Origin of the sequence: Micromonospora olivasterospora (genome assembly GCF_007830265.1) — a bacterium.
GTDB classification, from domain to species: Bacteria; Actinomycetota; Actinomycetes; order Mycobacteriales; family Micromonosporaceae; genus Micromonospora; species Micromonospora olivasterospora.
The window spans coordinates 1-18,558 of the sequence record NZ_VLKE01000002.1 but is presented as its reverse complement, the minus strand read 5'-3'; the positions used below and the strand labels follow the sequence as shown (position 1 = coordinate 18,558).

Annotated in this window: 15 protein-coding genes and 3 pseudogenes; 14 read left to right on the top strand and 4 right to left on the bottom strand. The window is 69.7% G+C overall.

Annotated elements, in window-relative coordinates:
* The first annotated feature begins 345 nt into the window (after positions 1-345).
* From istA to JD77_RS31240, 3 genes are read left to right on the top strand one after another with little or no spacing between them, the layout of a single operon-like run.
* Complete coding sequence (gene istA, locus JD77_RS31250; RefSeq protein ID WP_145776558.1) at positions 346-1,764, top strand: IS21 family transposase; 1,419 nt, start codon at positions 346-348, stop codon at positions 1,762-1,764.
* On the top strand, positions 1,761-2,522 hold the full coding sequence (gene istB / locus JD77_RS31245) for an IS21-like element helper ATPase IstB (RefSeq protein WP_013289162.1): 762 nt from the start codon (positions 1,761-1,763) through the stop codon (positions 2,520-2,522). The genes istA and istB overlap by 4 nt, the downstream gene beginning before the upstream one ends.
* Positions 2,522-2,734 (top strand): hypothetical protein, encoded by a 213-nt coding sequence (locus JD77_RS31240; protein ID WP_145777876.1) that lies wholly within the window; start codon positions 2,522-2,524, stop codon positions 2,732-2,734. Before istB ends, JD77_RS31240 begins: the two co-directional genes overlap by 1 nt.
* 160 nt (positions 2,735-2,894) lie before the next feature.
* Here the strand turns inward: JD77_RS31240 and JD77_RS31235 are convergent, their stop codons facing one another.
* Positions 2,895-3,206: a hypothetical protein gene (locus JD77_RS31235; RefSeq protein WP_145777875.1), complete on the bottom strand. Its 312-nt coding sequence runs from the start codon at positions 3,204-3,206 to the stop codon at positions 2,895-2,897.
* 62 nt (positions 3,207-3,268) lie between these two features.
* On the opposite strand from JD77_RS31235, the gene JD77_RS31230 reads away from it, so the two are divergent.
* On the top strand, positions 3,269-3,763 hold the full coding sequence (locus tag JD77_RS31230) for a DUF4158 domain-containing protein (protein ID WP_170286667.1): 495 nt from the start codon (positions 3,269-3,271) through the stop codon (positions 3,761-3,763).
* A 738-nt stretch (positions 3,764-4,501) separates the two neighbouring features.
* Here JD77_RS31230 and JD77_RS31225 read toward each other — a convergent pair.
* Complete coding sequence (locus JD77_RS31225; RefSeq protein WP_170286666.1) at positions 4,502-5,821, bottom strand: Vps62-related protein; 1,320 nt, start codon at positions 5,819-5,821, stop codon at positions 4,502-4,504.
* A 760-nt stretch (positions 5,822-6,581) separates the two neighbouring features.
* Between JD77_RS31225 and JD77_RS31220 the strand changes: the two genes are divergently transcribed.
* From JD77_RS31220 to JD77_RS31185, 9 genes and pseudogenes are all read left to right on the top strand, one after another.
* Positions 6,582-6,767, top strand: coding sequence for a hypothetical protein (locus tag JD77_RS31220; RefSeq protein WP_145777872.1), 186 nt, complete (start codon positions 6,582-6,584; stop codon positions 6,765-6,767).
* A pseudogene (locus JD77_RS35840) lies at positions 6,767-7,288 on the top strand (hypothetical protein); the annotation flags it as partial. The gene JD77_RS31220 and the pseudogene JD77_RS35840, both read left to right, overlap by 1 nt.
* Before the next feature lie 622 nt (positions 7,289-7,910).
* Positions 7,911-8,438 (top strand): TnpV protein, encoded by a 528-nt coding sequence (locus JD77_RS31210; RefSeq protein ID WP_281292201.1) that lies wholly within the window; start codon positions 7,911-7,913, stop codon positions 8,436-8,438.
* 104 nt (positions 8,439-8,542) lie between these two features.
* On the top strand, positions 8,543-14,338 hold the full coding sequence (locus JD77_RS31205; RefSeq protein WP_211372898.1) for a helicase-related protein: 5,796 nt from the start codon (positions 8,543-8,545) through the stop codon (positions 14,336-14,338).
* Positions 14,339-14,537: 199 nt separating this feature from the next.
* Complete coding sequence (locus JD77_RS31200; RefSeq protein ID WP_145777871.1) at positions 14,538-14,822, top strand: hypothetical protein; 285 nt, start codon at positions 14,538-14,540, stop codon at positions 14,820-14,822.
* Positions 14,819-15,133 (top strand): hypothetical protein, encoded by a 315-nt coding sequence (locus tag JD77_RS31195; protein WP_145777870.1) that lies wholly within the window; start codon positions 14,819-14,821, stop codon positions 15,131-15,133. The genes JD77_RS31200 and JD77_RS31195 overlap by 4 nt, the downstream gene beginning before the upstream one ends.
* 33 nt (positions 15,134-15,166) lie before the next feature.
* A complete protein-coding gene (locus JD77_RS31190; RefSeq protein ID WP_145777869.1) occupies positions 15,167-15,361 on the top strand; it encodes a hypothetical protein in 195 nt (64 codons plus the stop codon).
* Between the two features lie 78 nt (positions 15,362-15,439).
* Positions 15,440-15,562, top strand: coding sequence for a hypothetical protein (locus JD77_RS34965; protein ID WP_281292200.1), 123 nt, complete (start codon positions 15,440-15,442; stop codon positions 15,560-15,562).
* Positions 15,563-15,643: 81 nt separating this feature from the next.
* Positions 15,644-16,365, top strand: a pseudogene (locus JD77_RS31185) (metal-dependent hydrolase).
* An 18-nt stretch (positions 16,366-16,383) separates the two neighbouring features.
* Here the strand turns inward: JD77_RS31185 and JD77_RS31180 are convergent.
* A complete protein-coding gene (locus tag JD77_RS31180; protein ID WP_145773317.1) occupies positions 16,384-16,584 on the bottom strand; it encodes a hypothetical protein in 201 nt (66 codons plus the stop codon).
* Positions 16,581-17,746 (bottom strand): annotated as a pseudogene (locus JD77_RS31175) (IS256 family transposase). Before JD77_RS31175 ends, JD77_RS31180 begins: the two are co-directional and overlap by 4 nt.
* A gap of 322 nt (positions 17,747-18,068) precedes the next feature.
* Between JD77_RS31175 and JD77_RS32640 the strand changes: the two are divergent.
* Positions 18,069-18,206 carry a hypothetical protein gene (locus JD77_RS32640; RefSeq protein ID WP_170286664.1) on the top strand — a complete coding sequence of 46 codons (138 nt, stop codon included), beginning with the start codon at positions 18,069-18,071 and terminating at the stop codon, positions 18,204-18,206.
* The last annotated feature ends 352 nt before the right edge of the window (positions 18,207-18,558 follow it).

Below are 18,558 nucleotides of genomic sequence, written 5' to 3'. Positions count from 1 at the left end.
GTCCGCGTGGACAGCTCCGAGACCAGATCCAGTACATGCTTCTGGCAATCGGCCAGGGTCGCCCCGGCTGCGTTTGCCGAAAGGGCCTCGCCGTAGTTTCCGGACCGAAAACAACGCCAGCCCTGATCGCGGCCCCGTACGAACGCCAGGGAACTTGGATATCCATCACGTCGGCCGGGCGTGGCGCAGTGAGGCGCGGGGTGTCGGGGTACGGCCTGGAGTGCAGAGCTAAGTACAGCTGATCTTGCAGAGGTGCGCACTGTTTGTCCGTCGTCAGCGGGTGACTGAGGGTGAGGCTGCTCGGGTCGTGATCGGGCAGACGTGGGGCGGCTTGCGATGGGAGCGATGGATGAGCAGCGGTGGCTGGATGTGCGCCGGTTCCGGGCGTTGCACGAGGCTGGTGCGAGTGTCTCGGAGATCGCTCGTGAGACGGGCCTGAACTGGCGGACGGTGAAGAAGTACCTGGCTGCTGGTAGCGGCGAGGTGGTGCCGCCGGTTCGGGCGCGGCCGGCTCGGGGGCAGTTGATCGACGTGTTCGCGCACGTGGTCGATGCGTGGCTGCGGGCGGAGTTGCTGCTCAAGGGCACGGTGATCCATGAACGCCTTGTCGAGCAGTACGGGTTCACCGGCAACTATCAGCGGGTGAAGCTGTATCTGCAGCAGGCCCGGCCGCGGATCGCTGCGGAGTTGGGGATCAGTCCGGATCAGCTGGCCGGGCTGCACCGCCGGTTCGAGGTCGTTCCGGGCGCCCAGGCGCAGGTGGACTGGGGCGACGAAGGCGGCATCCTGGCCCATGTCGGGATCCCGAAGGTGTACTCGTTTCACATGGTGCTGTCGTACTCGCGGGACCCGTTCTGCTGTTTCACCACCAGCCAGGACCTGGCCGCGTTCTGGGAGTGTCACCGGCGGGCGTTCGCGCACTTTGGCGGGGTTCCCGGGGCGATCGTCTACGACCGGACCAAGACCGTGGTCCGCCGGCATGTCGCCCCGGGCCAGGCGGTGCCGCTGCACCCGGAAGCGGTCGCGTTCGCCGGGCACTACGACTTCGACATCGATGTGCTGGCCGCCTATCGGCCGACCGGCAAAGGGCGGGTCGAACGGCAGGTCACCATCATCCGCGATCATGTCCTGGCCGGGCGGGCGTTCTCGTCGCTGGCCGAACTCGACGCCACGTTCATGGCCTGGGTGCCACAGCGGCGGGCCGTAAGGCATCGCACCCACGGCGAGATCATCGGCGTGCGGGCGGTCCGCGACCACGCCGCGCTGCGACCGATCCCCGCCCGGCCGTATGTGGTCGCCGACCGGCATCTGCGGCACGTCGGCAAGGACTGCCTGGTCGCCTACGCCGGCAACCTCTACTCCGTGCCGGCCCGACGGGTCCGCCACCGCCAACTCGTGGAGATTCGGGCGACCGCCGCCACGATCACTATTCACGCCATCGTGCCCGGTCTGGACGGCACCACGCTGCTGGCCACGCACCAGCGGGCCGTGGGCCGCGGCGCCCGCGTGGTCGACGAGAGCCACTGGGACGGTCTGCCCGACGGACACACCCGGGCCGTCACCATCGGCGACCCCGACAGCGGGCAGTCGACCGCACGCCGACCGGCCCGTCACGACGGCGGCCAGGGGCCGCTGCAAGCCCTGCTCAACCGGGCCGCCGCCGCCCAGATCGCCGTCGAGGCCCGGCCGCTGTCGGTCTATGAGCAGATCGCTGCGGCCAGCCCGTTCACCAACCGCCCACACCTGAAGGACGTCTCGAAGTGAGTGAGCTGGTCACCAACCGCATCCACGCCAGCGCCACCAAACTCGGCCTGCCTCACCTGGCCAAGACGCTGCGGGAACTCACCGGCCGGGCCGACACCGAAGCCATGGGCTACCTGGAGTTCCTCGACCTCGTCCTGGAAGAGGAACTCGCCGTCCGCGACGAACGCCGCTTCCGCGCCGGGCTACGCCTGTCGAAGCTGCCGCACCACAAGACCCTCGACGACTACGACTTCAGCTTCCAACCCGACCTGGACCCCCGCAAGGTCCGTGACCTCGCGACCCTCGCATTCGTGCAGGCCAAGGCCAACGTCGCTCTCCTCGGCCCACCCGGCGTCGGCAAGACCCACATCGCCGTGTCCCTCGCGGTCGCCGCCTGCCGAGCCGGATTCACCGTCTACTTCACCACCCTCGACGACATGGTCCGCCACCTCACCGCCGCCGACGCGATCGGCCGCCTGGCCCGCAAGCTGCAAACCTACCTACGCCCCACCGTCCTGGTCATCGACGAAGTGGGCTACCAACCCCTCGAACGACCCGAGGCCAACCTCGTCTTCCAAGTGATCTCGAAACGCTACGAGAAGGGCTCCACCCTGCTGACCTCGAACAAAGGCTTCGGCGAATGGGGCCAAGTCTTCGGCGACGAGGTCCTGGCCACCGCCATCCTCGACCGGCTCCTGCACCACTGCGACGTCGTCCCCATCAACGGCCCCAGCTACCGACTCAAGAACCGCCTCACCGCCATCGAGAACGTCGCCTGATGCCCACCCCGGCCACCCCGGACGACCCCGCAGCCACCAGCGACACCAACCGCGGCGACCTGCTGCAACTCCTGCTCCAGATCTGCGAGGACTTCCTCGCCCGCACCACTCCGGCGACCCACCAGGTCGACACCCTCCTACGCGCCCGCGGCATCACCGGCGGACCCGGATGGCTGATCGACATGCTCGGCCTCACCCGCCTGCGCCTGTAAGACGCAACCCACCGTGAGGAACAAGGCGCCCACCACGACACCTGACCTCTGCAAGATCAGCCGTACTCACCTCTGCACTCCAACGAGTACCCCGACACGGGGCACGCTGGGGAACAGGTGGTGTTGATCTGGTGGTTCAGGCCGCCGAGCAGGAAGTCGATCAGCCGGTTGCCGCGGCACCGGCCATCGTCTTGCGCTGGGCTTCCTCGCGGGCGGTACGCGCCGTGGTCGCGATCAGGTCTGCCAGCTCGGCCAGCTCGGCCGGCGCGAGTTCCCGGTAGGCGTCCTCGTTGAAGGTGATCCGGGTCACGCCGTGCCCGGCCAGGGTCACCGACCTCAGCTTCTTCTGGTCCTCCACGGCGGCCTTCCCCCGGGCTACGCGTCGGCCTACCCGATCGGCCGCGGCCTCCACCTCCGCCAGGGCCGAGCGCATCTCGGCCAACAGTTCCTCTTCGCCCAACAAGGTGCTCATTTCATTACCTCCTTTTGCTGTTAACGGCTGGCCGGGGCGGCGGGTTCACCCTGGCCCCCTCAGTGGATGCGCCTCAGCGGCCCGGCGCACCGGATCCGGGCTTCGCGACCTCGGGCCAGTCGTCCACCTCGGCGGCCGAGATCGCGCGGGCGGTGGTGTGGTCGCCCCGGGCGGGGTTCGCGCTGTTGTTGAAGTTCTACACGCGGGCTGGGCGGTTCCCGCGCGGCCGCGGCGAGCTGCCCGACGAGGCAGTAGAGTTCGTAGCCCGCCAGGTCGGTGTGGATCCGGCCGAGCTGCGCTTCTACGAGTGGTCGGGCTCTACGATCGCCGGTAGCCGGTATGGCCCGGGCGAGGCGACCCTGAGCCGGAAGTTGGGCGACACCCCTCTCAGCCCGTTCGCGGGGAACGTCGGCACGGCTGGGCGTGGCGGTCAACGCCGTCCAGAAAATGTGTCCAACAAGCTGGAGTGTCCAACAACGCCGACGCAGGTTTCCTGGACAGGGCTTCCTTTGGGGGGGGGTCGCCAGTCGCGTCAGACGCGAAGATCTCGCATCTGACGCGACTGCTCCAAGGTCCCAGTGCAAGCGCCGCGCCCCGGTCGACCAGGGAACTCTCCTCGGCGTTGTTTTTTCGCTGGAAGCTACGGACGGGCCTCAGGGGTCGGCCTCGGTTCCTCGCGCGCGTACGCGCGTAGGGGGGTCGCAAAAATCGCGAAACTCCGGAAACCCGGGTCCGCCGGCCGCGCGGGCCAGCTCGTCGACGCGCACGAGGCCGGGCGGCTCGCGCGCGCGTTTTGCGGTGTGCCGGTCGAACCGGGGTGGGGGCGGGCGGGCTCGCGCGCGCGGGCGTTTTTGCGGCGTGAACGTTCACGCGCGCATTTTGGGGTTCGTACGTGCGCACCGGAGGGGCGTCGGCGTCGAGCTGGGCGAGTTCGCCGTCGATGTCGACCGAGTGGGTGCCGTAGAAGCGGACATGTCGACGATCAGGCAGGCAGTGCCGCGGCCACCCCTCCCCCTCTCCAGGTGACTGCCTTTGACCTGAGCCCGGCCGGGCCGGCGTGCTGGCACAGGGGGGGTGGTCGCCGCAGCTGCACGACCATCGCCCCCCTGCTTGAACGGGGTAAGGCCAGGCAGCTCGGGGCTACGCGGCCGCCGGGCGCGCCTCCTCGCTCTTGCCGCCACGGGCCGTGCTCCTGGCCCCCGGCGACAGCAGACGCCGAGGATTCGTGTGACCTTCACGCGTGGCCGACGGTTCGTGCCAGGGGGCGTCTGGCTGGCCGTCTACGGTCTGAGGGGCTAGAAGCCTTCGGGGATGTTCGACTCGGTTTGTCCGAACGGCTGCGGGTCGCCGGCCTCAATGGCCTCGGACAGGGACTGGGGCTGGGCCGGGGCGGGGTATTCGGTCTTGACGCGCGAGTTCACGTCGAAGACCAGTCCGCCCAGGCCGCCGACGGTGTTGCCGTCCTTGTCGATCGCGATGATCTCGTGGCGGGGTGACCACATCGCGGCTGATTTCTTGGGCGGCACCGTCATGGGCCACGTTTCTTGGACCTCGCTGAACTGCGTGACGTCGACGCGGCTGGTGTAGCCGAGTTCGATGGAGAAGCTGGTCTCGACGGAAGCGGAGAATCCCTTGGCCGCGATGCCCGCCGATGCGGTGACGCTGACGCTGGTCCGCTGGCTGAACTCGTCGCTCTTCGTCTTGCTCACGCCCGTGGTCACCACCTGCGGGGCGGACTCCTCGACACTGCCCTGCGAGTTGTCGTAGTGCTTGTGGCAGTAGAAGCTCACGCGTCGTTCCAGCGTGTAGAACGGTGACCTCGCCACCTGCCAGGCCACGTCCTTGCCGGGGTGCTTGATCAGCGTGCACGGCACCACGACGGCCCGGTCGGTGACCTTGTCGGTCTCCAGCGGATTCGGCGCCGCGTGCGAGGTGAGGACCGGCGCGGCGGGCGGGTTCTGCTTGGCGATCACCGCGGGCAGGTCCAGGACGTACACCGCGTCGGTCGGGCGGTCGTAGCTGCCGTGTGCCCGCAGCAGGTCCGCGCCCAGGAGCAGACGCTCGGCGTTGTCGGAGGGGTACCCGGGCGAACGGATCTCCCAGATGGAGACGTCACTCTTCGACCCGGACCCCCTGTCGTTCCAGATCAGGCTACCGATCACGCCCTCCCGCACGTAGCGGCGGCCCGCCAACTCCCGCCGGATACAGGCGTAGTACGCGGGGTTCGGCGCGTTCCAGCTGAAGTCGGCGAACACGTCTCCGAGTGCGACGTAGCCGGCGGGCGGGATCGGCCGCCACACCGACCCGTCCCTCTTCGCCCCGGAGCCACGGTCGTTCCAGATAAGATCGAACCGGACCGGGGGCTTGATCATTTCATCGGCGGCGTTCGCACCGCGGACCAGGATGGTGGCCTTCTTGCCGGTGATGCCGGCAGCGGAGGTGTTGCCAACGCTCCCGAGATAGCGCCAGCCCTGCGCGTAGAGCGTGCCTCCCCCGAAATCCGGGTTGTAGAAGGAGCCATCCATGTGGGCTCCGGACCCATCGTCATCCCACCGCTGAAGGAACCTGTCGATTACGGCGATGTCCAGCGCTCCGTACCTGATGCTTTCAACCACGGCGTCTCCGCTTCCGCTTGACGTGTCTGATGTGGCTGGCTCCCGGTTCCTGCGGCCAACCACCGGCCACACTGGACGTTACACAGCGAACACGTAGAGTGTCCATGTCGAGGACTAGACTCTGGCTCCGCCGGACAAGCGTCAAGAAAGCGCTCTCGTCGAGAGCATCGCCCCCGGTCCAGCACCTCCGCCTCCACACAGCACCGAACGCCGAGGCCGGTCACCAAGTCGCCGCCGGATGACCGGAGTAACGTGCCGGGCCGGCGGCCGGCCCGGCGGGCTTGCCCGCGCGCGGTGCCGGGGGTGGGGTGGGATCTCCTCGTGTCGGCCGATCTCCGATCGACCGGGCCGGCTCTGGGGCGGCCAGGCTCGGCGAAGCCGACCGCGAAGCGGCTTGGCCTGGCCGCCCCAGAGCCGGTCTGGTAGCCCTCTGGGCGGCCGGCGCGGGGAGAGCCCACCCCTGGGTGACCACTCACCCACCTGGCACCTGTGGTCCCTCCCGGATCTCCGAGAGAGGCCCCGCCGGAGGCGTCGATATTGGACAGCGCGACCACGACGGCCGGGGCACCGGTCGCCGGCTCCCGAACGCGGTCGTTGCCCTGCCGGTGATTCCGCGGCATCACTGCCTCGGGCGGCGCTGGTGGTAACGCGGCCCGCCCCAACATGAGACGAGTCGGGAGCGCGTCTCACAGCCTGCTGCGTCTCGATCCCGCTCGACATCCTGACTACGGTGGTGATCAAGCGATCACATGGGGGAGCGATGGCTGACGACGCCGCTGTACCGATGGCCGCGCCGGACGCGGAGGACCTGCCCGACAGGCTCGCCGCCGGCCTGCAAGCGCAGATCGATGACCTGACGGCCACGCTGGAGCACCACCAGCGCCTGTTCGAGTCGCTGCGGGCGCGGGGCTTGCTGCCCACCGAGCCTGACGACGGGCGGTTGTGATGGCCGCGCCGGATCAGCCAGTGTCCCGGCCAGCGCGGGAGGTCGCCGAACGCGTCGCGGCGTCCGCCGATCGCACGGCAGCGCTACGGAGCCGGGCCGGCTCGCTGGCCGCGCAGGTTGCTGGTCCGCCTCGTCTGTCGACGGCCCCAGATGCGCGGCGGCAACGCCTCCTGGCTGTCCAGCGCGTGGCGGCGGCGTTCTACCGAGCCCAACTCGATCGGCCCGACGGGGCATCGCCGGCCCGATGGCTAGCGGCCCAGGGTGTCCCGGTCGATGGGCGGTGGGCGGTGGGGTACGCGCCGGACCGGCCAGCCGCGCTTGTCAACGAACTGCGTCGGCAGGGCTTCACCGATGTGGAGATCCGGGCGTCCGGCCTGGCGGCGACCGGGCGCACCGGGCAACTGGTCGACCGATTCCGCAACCGGGTGATGGTCGGCATCCGCGAGCATCGGGATCCGGACCGACCGGTGGTCGGGTTCGCCGGCTACGCCCCACCCGGCGTACCGGACGTGGCACCGGTGCTACACAGCCCCGCCACGGCGGTGTTCCGGCCTGCGGAGGTGATGTTCGGCCTCGCCGAACAGCCTGAACGCACCAGCCGGGCCGTAGTGGCCCGGACCGCCTTGGAGGCCATCGCCCTGGCCGAGCGCGGCGACGGGGCGCCACTGGTGGTGGCCGCGTGCGGACCGGCCTTGACCGGGCCGCAGGTCGCGGCGCTCACCGCGCAGGCGGATCCGGCAGCCGGCGTCGCGGTGGTCGTCGACGAGGACGGCAGCGCTGATGGGCGCAGGTCCGCGGCGCGGGCCTTTCACGTGCTCGACCCGGCGGTCACCCGGCACCCGGAGCGGCCGGGGCCGGTGCTGGCCGCCGCCGCCGACGGCGAGGACACCTGGCCGCTGGTAGAGGTCGTAGTCACCGCCCGGGTCGACTGGGCCGCCCGCACGTTCACCACGGCGGCGGGGCGGGAGGTTGCCGCCCAGTCGATCCGCGCGATGCTTCACGGCCAGCCTGCCGAGGTCGCCGAGCCCTTGGCCGCATACGCCGCCGGCCGGCTCGGCGTTCCGGTCGACCCGACGCCGGCCACCCCGAACCCGACCGTGACTCCGCAGACGGCGGTCCCAGCGCCGGTGCCGGCGGTCCTCGGTGGCGCGGCGACCACGACCGGCCCGCCGGTCAGCGCCGACACCGACGAGACCGCAGCACCAGAGGAGACGGAGACAGCAGAGGATGAACCGGTACGGGGCGCAAGCCCAGGGGCACTGGCAGACGTACCTTCCGAACCGGTACGCGGCGCTGATAGCCGACGGGACGGACCTGAACAGCTACTTCTCGACTTTGGGGGAGCAGGCGGCCCAGCAGATCGAGGACCTGGCGAGGCAACTGGCCGGCCCGGACCCGACCGGCGAGGGGTATCTGGACAAGCTGGGCCGGCTCAACGAGGCGCGGATGGCGGCCGAGGAGCAGGTGCTGCCGGAGCTGATCCTGATCGACCCGCAGACGAACGAGACCAGCTCGACGTCGACGCCGAGCCCGACGGCACAGCCGGGAACGGAGTCGGCCCCGCAGGACTGGATCCCGATGGTGGAGGATCCGACCGATCCGCGCTGGCAGGAGATCGCGGAACAGGAAGCCGCGATGAACGACGACAGCGAGCCGCCGACCCGCAGCTAGACACCGCACCGCCCACCGAACCGACCGCGCCGGTCGAGGCGGCCGAACCAGCGACGCCTTCCGAGGTGCAAGCGCCGGCGACGGCGCCCGATCCGGACCGGCCGGTGTCGTTCACCCCGAGGGGGCAGGAGGACCTGGCCCCTCGGGGTGAGGTGGCCCGACTCAACGCGAACCTGGCGGCGCTGCGCACCCTGCGGACGCTTGAAGCCGAGGACCGGCCGGCCACCGCCGAGGAACAGGCGGTACTGGCCCGCTGGTCGGGTTGGGGTGCAGTGCCCGGCGTCTTCGAGGGCCGCACCGAGCACCGCGACCACGCGCGGTTCGCCGCGGCCCGCGAGGAACTCCGGCAGTTGCTCGGCGAGCGGGGCTACGCGGCGGCCGAACGCAACACCCTGAACGCGCACTACACCGACGCGGCGTACGTTCGAGCCATCTGGGACGCGGTCACCGGCCTTGGGTTCGAGGGCGGAAGCGTGTTGGAACCCGGCTGCGGGCCGGGCACCTTCATCGGCCTGGCGCCGGACTCTGCCCGCATGGTCGGGGTGGAGGTGGAACCAGTCACGGCCGGGATCGCCGCCGCGCTCTACCCGCACGCCACCATCCGCACGGAGTCGTTCGCGGACACCCGTTCACCAGCAGGCGCGTTCGACCTGACGATCGGCAACGTGCCGTTCGGGAACTTCGCGCTGGCCGACCGGAGGCATAACCCGGGCAAGCACTCGATCCACAACCACTTCCTGATCAAGAGCTTGCACCTGACCCGCCCCGGCGGCCTGGTCGTGGCGCTGACATCCCGCTACACCATGGACGCGGCCAACCCGGCCGCCCGGCGGGAGATGGCGGCGCTGGCGGACCTGGTGGCCGCCGTGCGGCTGCCAACCAGCGCGCACGAGCACGCCGCCGGCACCAAGGTCGTCACCGACCTGCTGATCCTGCGCCGGCGGGAGCCCGGCCGGGAGCAGGCCGGGATGGCCTGGGAGCAGACCCGCGAGATCGACGTGCCCGGCGGGGAGACCGTCCACGTCAACGAGTTCTTCGCCTCCCGCCCTGACCGGATCCTCGGTGAGTTGTCCGTCGGCCGGGGCGCCTACAACGCGCAGGACCTGCTCGTCACCGGTACCGGGGACACCGCCGCGGACCTCACCCGCGTCCTGGGCGACGTGGTCGACGAGGCCCGGCTCGCCGGCTTGACCCTGACCCCGCGCGCCGAGGCCGGTCCTGCCGCGCCGGTCGCCGTCCTGGCCGCAGTCGGCCGCGAGGAAGGGCATATCGAAGCCCTCGACGACGGCACCTTCACCACCGTCGTCGCCGGTCAGGTCGTCGAGCACAAGGTGCCCGCCACCCAAGCCGACGAACTGCGCGCCCTCCTGCTGTTGCGCGACACCGTGACCGCGCTGCTGCAAGCGGAGTCCTCATCGCTGGATGATGGCGATGAGCACCCCGGCGGCCCGCCGGCCGGATCCGCAGCGTTCCTGCGGATCCGGCTCAACACCGTCTACGACGCCTACGTCGAGCAGTACGGCTACCTCAACCGGTACGACACCTACACCCGTCGGCAGCGCAACAAGGCCACCGGTGAGCTGGAAACGATCCTCGACGAGGAGACCGGCCAGCCGAAGCTCTACCGCAACTACCCCCAGCTCGCCGGATTCCGGGGAATCGACCCGCACGCCGCCACGGTGTTCGCGCTGGAGAACTTCAACGACGACACCCGCACCGCCACCAAGGCGGACATCTTCAGCAAGCGCGTCATCCTGCCCCGGGCACCCCGGCTGGGTGCCGACAGCCCCGAGGACGCGCTGGCCATCTGCCTGGACGACCACGGCGCCGTGCTCCTGCCGGAGATCGCCCGGCTCCTCGGCGTCGACGAGTCCGAGGCCCGCGAAGCCCTCGGCGAGCTGGTCTACGACGACCCCGGCACCGGCCGCTTGGTCGAAGCCGCCGCCTACCTGTCCGACAACGTCCGCGCCAAGCTCGACCAGGCGCTCGTCGCCGTCGAGGACGACCCGCGATTCGAGGTCAACGTCCGCGCTCTGCAAAGGGTCCTGCCGCGCGATGTCGGCCCCGGCGAGATCATGGTCTCCTTCGGCGCCCCGTACATCGACTACCAGGAGGTGCAGGCGTTCCTCCAGGAGATCCTGCGCGATCCGCGGTTGCGGGTGACGCACCCCGGTGGATCTGACTGGCAGGTCAAGGGGAGCCGGGTCGGAGTCCTCGCTCGGTCGACCTGGGGCACCGCCGGCATGTCGGCCCCCGAACTGGCGCAACGGCTGCTCACCAAGACCCCGATCCGGGTGTTCTACGAGATCGAAAAGGGCAAGCGGGCACTCGACGTGGAGGCGACCGCCACCGCGCAGGCCAAGGCCGTCGAACTGGAGGAACGGTTCGAGTCCTGGGTGTGGGAGGAGCCGGAGCGGGCCGCCCGCATCGCGGCCACCTACAACCGGATGTTCAACGCCCACGTGCCCCGCTCGTACGTCGGGGCGCGGCGCAGCCTGCCCGGCATCTCGGTGGAGTTCAGGCCCCGCCCGCACCAGATCGAGGCGGTCACCCGGATCGTCAACGAGCCCGGCGTCGGCCTCTTCCACTGCGTGGGCGCGGGCAAGACGGCCGTGATGGCGATCGGCGCGATGGAGCTTAAGCGGCTCGGGCTGGTCAACAAGCCCGCGATCGTCGTACCGACGCACCTACTCGAGCAGTTCTGCCGGGAGTTCCTCCAGATCTACCCGCAGGCCCGGGTCCTGGCCGCCGGGCAGGACGACACCAGCGCCGCCCGCCGGCATCGGTTCGTGGCCCGCTGCGCCACCGGCAACTGGGACACCGTCATCATGGCCGCCAGCTTCTTCGAGACGCTGCGGCTCTCCGACGATGAGCAGCGCCGCTTCCTCGACGGGGAGCTGAAGGACCTCCGGGACAAGATCGAGCGAGCACACGCGCAGGCCGTCGACAACGGCGAGGACACCGGGCGTAACGCCGCCGTCAAACGACTCCAAGGCTCCCTGGTCCGCAAAGAGGAGAAGATCAAGGAGAAGTTCGACAAGCCGACCGACCCCGGTGTGACGTTCGACCAGACCGGCATCGACTTCGTCTTCCGCGACGAGTGGCACGACCTGAAGAACGACACGATCACCTCCAGCATCGTCGACGCCAGCAACGACGGCTCGGACCGGGCGATCGACTTCCGGGCCAAGCTCGACTTCCTACGCCGCCGCTACGGCCAGCGGGTGGTGTGCGGAGCGACCGCCACCCCGATCGCCAACAGCGTGCGCGAGCTGTACGTCGTCACCCGGCACCTGCGGCCGGACCTGCTCGAAGCCACCGGCACCATGGACTTCGACACGTGGGCGTCGGTGTTCGGCAAGGTCGTCACGTCGGTGGAGATCTCGCCCACCGGCAGCGGCTTCCAGACCAAGTCTCGGCTGGCGAAGTACACCAACGCGGCGGAGCTGTCGCTGATGCTGCGCACCTTCGGCGACATCCGCACCCCGGAGGACCTGAACCTGCCCACCCCGCTGCTGACCGTCAACTCCGACGGGTACCGGGCCCCGCACGTCGTCACCATCGACCCAGCGCCCGAGCTGGTCGACTTCATCGCCACGCTCGACGACCGGGTCGAGTGGTGCCGCAACCACCCGCGCGAACGGGAGATCGACAACATCCTCAAGATCTCCGGGGAGGCGCGAGCCGCGTCGCTGGACCTGCGGCTGCTCGGCCTGAGCCAGAACACCCCGGGGAAGATCGACGTCGCGGCCCGCAACATCGCCGAGATCTGGCAGGCGCACCGCGACACCCGCTACCTGGTCGACCCGGACGCCGAGAACCCGGTCGAGCACGAGACGCCGGGCGCGCTGCAGATCGTGTTCTGCGACCTGGGCACCCCCAAGCCGAAGGACCCGGAGCGGTGGACGGCGTACGAGGCTCTGCGCGACCGGCTCGTTGATCTGGGGATGCCCCGCGAGGCCGTCAAATTCATCCACGAGGCGAACAGCGACAAGGAGAAGGCCAACCTGTTCGCCGCCTGCCGCAACGGCGACGTGTCCGTGCTCATCGGCTCGACCGGCCGGATGGGCACCGGCACCAACATCCAGAACCGGGCCGTTGCCCTGCACCACCTCGACTGCCCCTGGCGGCCGGCCGACATCACCCAGCGAGACGGCCGGATCATGCGCCAGGGCAATCAGAACGCCGAGGTCAGCATCTACCGGTACGTCGTCACCGGCTCCTTCGACGCCTTCTCCTGGCAGACCGTCGCGCGCAAGGGCGGCTTCATCGACCAGATGATGCGCGGCACCGTGGCACGAGAGATCGAAGACGTCTCCGACGAGACCCTTCAAGCCCATCAGATCAAGGCGATCGCCACCGGCAACCCGCTGCTCATCGAGAAGGAAGAGCTGGGCATGGAACTGGCCCGGCTGGAACGAGCCAACCGATCCCACCACAACACCCACGCCGCCCTGGAGAAGCAGATCCGGGAGCTGCATCAGTGGATCGCCGTCGACGAGCGCCGCATCGAGGCTCTGGACCAGACGATCGCCCAACGCCAGGACATCCGCGGCGAGAAGTTCCGGATGACCGTCGCGGGCCACCAGCTCGACAAGCGGCCCGACGCCGGCCGTGCACTCCAGCATGCCATCACCGCCGCGTCAGCCGGCCTCGGCCCCACCGAGCAACGCGACCGGGTCCCTCTGGCCGCGCTGGGAGGCTTCGATGTCACGGCCACCATCTGGAACGGCCGCGACGGTGCCCTGGTCTCCCTCATGGTCAACAACGACTCCGGCATGAGCACCAAGATGTCGCTGACCGAAGCCACCACCGGTGATGCCACCGGCCTCGTCCGCCGCCTGGAGCACCACCTCGCCTCCCTGGAGTCCCGACGCGGCCAAATCGTCGCCAACATCGCCAACCAGCGGGAGGAGATCGAGCGAGCCCACACCCAACTCGGCCAGCCCTTCGCCCGCCACGACGAACTCATCGAGACCCGCCGCCGGATGCGCGCCGTCTCCGCCGCCGTCGACGCGATCGCCGACCTCGACTCCGTGCCGGTCAACACCCCCGCCGAACCAGCCGTACCGGTCAGCCTCGACGACGACTGGATGCCCGCCCAGATACGCGAGAGCCTCACCGACGACGAACGCACCTGGCTGACGGCCCGCATCGACCGCGTCGCCAACGCCGGCACGCTGCAAGCTGCCGCCCGCGCCCAGGAGGACGTCGCCGCGTTCGCCGTCACCTTCGACAAGGCGCTCACCGCCATGCTCGGCGACCCGAACGAGCCCAACCTCTCCGTAGCGATCTTCCTCAAATGCGACGACGTTGACTGGCGAGCGAGCATGTTCAACGCCGCCCGCCAGGCTGTCCACGACCTGGTCCGAGCGACGCCGGCGCCGGTAGCCGGCACGGCCCCAGCCAACCCCGGCGCAGCTCGACCGGAACCCAATTCAGGCCAGATCAGCCCGCTGGAACCGGCTGCCATCATCGCGGTCACCACGCCGGCGGATCGGTCGCTGCTTGACGCCTGCACTCGACAGGCACTGCGCGTCGACGCCGTTCAGGCCGCCGCGCGCGCTGGTGACGAAACGGCCTTCACCGCGACGTTCGCCTCCGCGATGACCAGCGCCATCGGGCAGCTTGACGACGCCGGCGACGTAGCTCGCCTGGCCGACCTTCACGGCGACCAGGCGTTCCGCCAAGGCTTGACCAAGCTGGTCTGGAGCAAGCTCACCCCCCGGCGGGCCGAACCTCCGTGCTCCGCCGACGCACGCCCCGTCAACGCGGCTGCGGTCGCCGCCACGGCGTTCATGCCCGCGACCGGCTCCGGTGCGGCGGCGCCCGTCTCGCCCGCTCCGACCACCACCCACCGGGCCGCCAACCACGACCACGCCCACTTACCCGAGCGGTGACCGGCACCTACGCAACCGGGGTCCTGGCGCTCCTGAATGCCGTTGTCGCCGTCCACGTCCGGTCGCGGTGACGTCCCGACGTGCGTGCCTGGCACGAGAGCTGCCTGCCGGCTCATCGATCGGTGGTTGCTGCCCAACCACCCTGAACTGCCTGGCAGGAACCCGCCTCGCGCGGCGTATGCGTTTGTATACTTCTCCCATGTCGGTGGATCCGTACCGGTTCTCGTACACCAGTTACGAGGCGCTTGACCGCGCCGGCGTCGGCTGGCAGGCGGCTCTGCACGTGCTCACCGCATCCCGGCCGCGGATCGTGCGCCACATCGGCGCGGTGATGCACGTCGTAGGTGCGGTGCCGGACGGGCGGCTGCTGGCGGTGGCGCTCATCGAGGAGACCGACGACGAGTACGTGGTGGTCGGGGCTCGGTGGCTCGACAAGGACGAGGCGCAGCCACTGCGCAAGTTGATGGAGAGGGGCGGGCGATGAGCCGGGCAGAGGACATCAGGGCGGCGCAGGAGTCGCTGGAAAGCCGCGACTGGTCCGACGCGGTGGTCGACGACACCCCGCCGACGACGAAGGTGAGCATGTCCGCCCGGTACCCGAGCGACATCGCCCGCCGGGTGATGGAGGACGCCGAGGCGCGGGGCGTGAAGCCGGGGGCGATCCTGCGGGAGATCGTGGAGGCGCACTACGCCACGCTCGACGCCGCCGGCGACGAGCCGATCACCGTGCGGCCCGCCGACGTCGTCCGCGCACTGGCCCAGGTTGCCCGGCGAGAGCGTCCCGCCGCCGCGTAGCACGATGTCGGACGCTGACCGTACGGTCTGACCATGCAGCAGGCGGAACGCTCCACCGCGCCCGGCCGCGCACCGATGCTCGTCGTGCGCTGGAAGGCCGGCAAGGTCCACGTCAGCCAGGACGGGATCAAGACATGGTGCGGCGCCCTGGTGCCTGCCGGCGCCACTCGCACCCTCCCGACGGTCGACTGGCACCAGCACACCAACTGCTACAAGGCCTCCCGGTAGTAAACAGCGAAAAATCAACGACAACGCTGGTCAGAGCAGGTGCCACAGGACAGCGGTGCTGCTCGCGCCGAGAGCCGGTTGACCAGCGTTACCGTTGTTTTCGGGCTGGAAGCTACGGCTAGGCCGGGCTGCGACGTGCTGACCGGGCAGCTCGGCCTGCACGCTGGGCTCGCCGGCGGCGGCCTGGTCATCGCCTTCTGACTCATCGCCAAGCGTTGACACCCTCTGCGATGATTCCTTCACGTTTTGTGTCGAGGGTGGAGGGGCGGTGGCGCGGCGGTGATGGGGCGTTCTCACGCGCTGTCCGGGGCGGTGGCCTGGCTGGGCGGCTGCGCGCTGGCGGCCGGGCTGGGGGCACGGCCTGCGGTGGGCACCGTGGTGGTCGGCGCGGCCGTCACCGCTGGCGGGGCGCTGCTGCCCGACGTCGACCATCCCGGGTCGGTCATCGCCCGGTCGCTGGGTCCGGTGACCCGGCTGATCGCCCAAGGCACGGCCGCGGGCGCCGCAGCGCTGCGCGGGGCCTCCTGCCGCTGTTGCACGGGCCGGGGCGGGCATCGGGCGCTCACGCATACCCTGCTGTTCGCGGTGGTCACCGGCCTGCTGGTGTCGCTGCTGTGTTGGGTCGGCGGGGACGTCGCCGCGGCGGTGGTCGCCGGGCTGGCCACGGCCCTGGCCACGCGCGGGGCGCTGCGCAAGCGCACCCGAGGGGCGTACGGATCGGCGGCGGCCGGGCTGTTCGTCGGGGTGATGGCCGCAGCACTGCCCGGCCCGGTCGCTGGCTGGTGGTGGGTGGGTCTGCCCTGGGACTCGGCTGCCTCGTCCATTCCCTCGGCGACGCGTTGACCTTCACCCGCGTGCCGCTGCTGTGGCCGATCCGGATCCGGGGCTGCCGGTGGGCGCCGCTGGGCATGTGGGCCCCGCTGCGCTTCCGCACCGGCTCGCCCGCCGAGCTGCTCCTGGTTGTCCCGGCCCGGTCAAGCCCCTGGAAGTGGTGTAACGGCTGATCTTTCGAGTTGTACTGGTTAGAAGGGTTGTGTTCCGGGCTGCTCAGGGGCGGGTTCGTTGGTTTCGGGTTGCCAGCGGTCGATGTCGTCGGGCCAGGCTGCGGGACGGCCGTGGCCGTCCCAGAAGCCGGTCTCGGTGCCGGTGGCGGCCAGGGCGGCGTTGAGCTTCTTGCGTTCGGCCGGGGTGGGGATGGTGTGGTCGCCGGTCACGTCGGTCATGCTGCGGTCTCCAGTTGGGGCAGGTCCGGACTCGTCGTGGTGGTTCTGGCGGTCTCGCGGGCCTTGGCGAGGATGTCGAGGGCGAAGTAGCGGCGGCCTTCGGTCCATTCGTCGTGTTGTTCGGCAAGGACGGCACCGACGAGGCGGATGACGGCGTCGCGGTCGGGGAAGATCCCGACGACGTCGGTGCGGCGGCGGATCTCCTTGTTGAGTCGTTCGTTGGGGTTGTTCGACCAGATCTGGCGCCAGATCTGTTGCGGGAAGCCGGTGAAGGCGAGCAGGTCGGCGCGGGCGTCGTCGAGGTGGGCGGCCACGGCCGGCAGCGACCTGCTGACCGAGTCGAGGAGTTTGTCGAACTGGGCGTGGACCGTAGCGGCGTCGACCTGGTCGTAGACCGAGTGCAGCACGGTCTTGACCGCCGGCCACGCGGACTTCGGACACACCGCCATCAGGTTCGCGGCGTAGTGCGTGCGGCACCTCTGCCAGGACGCGCCGGGCAGGTTCGCGGCGATCGCGTCGACAGGCCGGCGTGGGCGTCGCTGGTGACCAGCAGGGTGCCGGTCAGGGCGGGCGACCATGTCGGCGAAGAACGCGTTCCATGCCTGCTTGGTCTCGCTTGTGGCGACCTTGACGCCGAGGACCTCGCGGTGGCCGTCGGCGTTGACGCCGGTCGCGACCAGCACGACCGCGTTGACGACCCGGCCCTGCTCGCGGACCTTCATGGTCAGCGCGTCGGCGGCCACGAACGTGAACGGCCCCGACTCGCTCAGCGGCCGGGTGCGGAACGCCGCGACCTGGGCGTCCAGGTCGGCGGCCATCCGCGAGACCTGTGACTTGGACAGGCTGGTGATGCCCAGCGACTGTACGAGTTTGTCCATGCGTCGGGTGGAGACGCCGAGCAGGTAGCAGGTCGCGACCACACTGACCAGCGCGGCCTCGGCCCGCTTACGCCGTTCGAGCAGCCACTCGGGAAGTAGGAGCCCGACCGCAGTTTCGGGATGGCCACGTCGATCGTGCCGATGCGGGTGTCGAGCTCGCGGTGCCGGTAGCCGTTGCGGGAGTTGATCCGTTCCGGCGAGGCGATGCCGTACTCGGCGCCGCAGACCGCGTCGGCCTCCGCCGACAGCAGAGAGTTGATCACCGTGGACAGCAGGTGCCGCATCAGATCCGGTGACGCGTCGGTCAGTGCCTGGCCCAGCAGGCCGGCAGGGTCGATGATGTGAGGTGCGGTCATCGCGGTAGTCCCTTTCGAGAGTGCTGTCGAAGGTTCACTCGAAAGATCACGCGATGGCCGCGCTCTATGCCGGACAGGCTGTCCGGCGATCACGCCAACCGCGTTACACCACTATCAGGGACGCCACTCCCGGCCCTGATCCTGCTGGGTGCGGTCAGCACCTGGACGCTGCTCACCCATAGCAACACCCCGGACTGTCGGCGCTCCGTGATATCCATGCATGCCGTTCGGTAGCGATTCGATCACGGAGGTGTCATGCCGTTCGTCAGTCCGCACAAGCGGGGCGAAGCCGGTACGCGGCTACTACCGCCTGAACTCGGTCTGGAACTTCTGGTTCGGGCTGATCCTGATGCTGTTCTTCTTCGCCTACGTCAGCAAGCACCAGTAGGCCTAGCCGTAGCTTCCAGCCCGAAATCAACGGTAACGCTGGTCAACCGGCTCTCGGCACGAGCAGCACCGCTGTCCTGCGGCACCTGCTCTGACCAGCGTTGTCGTTGATTTTTCGCAGTCGGGCGGGCGCCTCGGGCAGCTGGCCCGCATCATCGACCGCCGCTTTTGCCCGCTTTGCCGGCGGGTTCCACAAGGCCAGCCGGCCCAAGCGCCTTGGTGGAAGTACATCCGCCAGCCCGTCTCAGTCAGGCGCCTCAGTGAACAGCGAAAAGGCCATTTCATTGCCCTTTGACTGGCATCTCGGTCGCACTCTTGATTCGCCGTGCCTGTTTGACCAACTGTGACGGGCC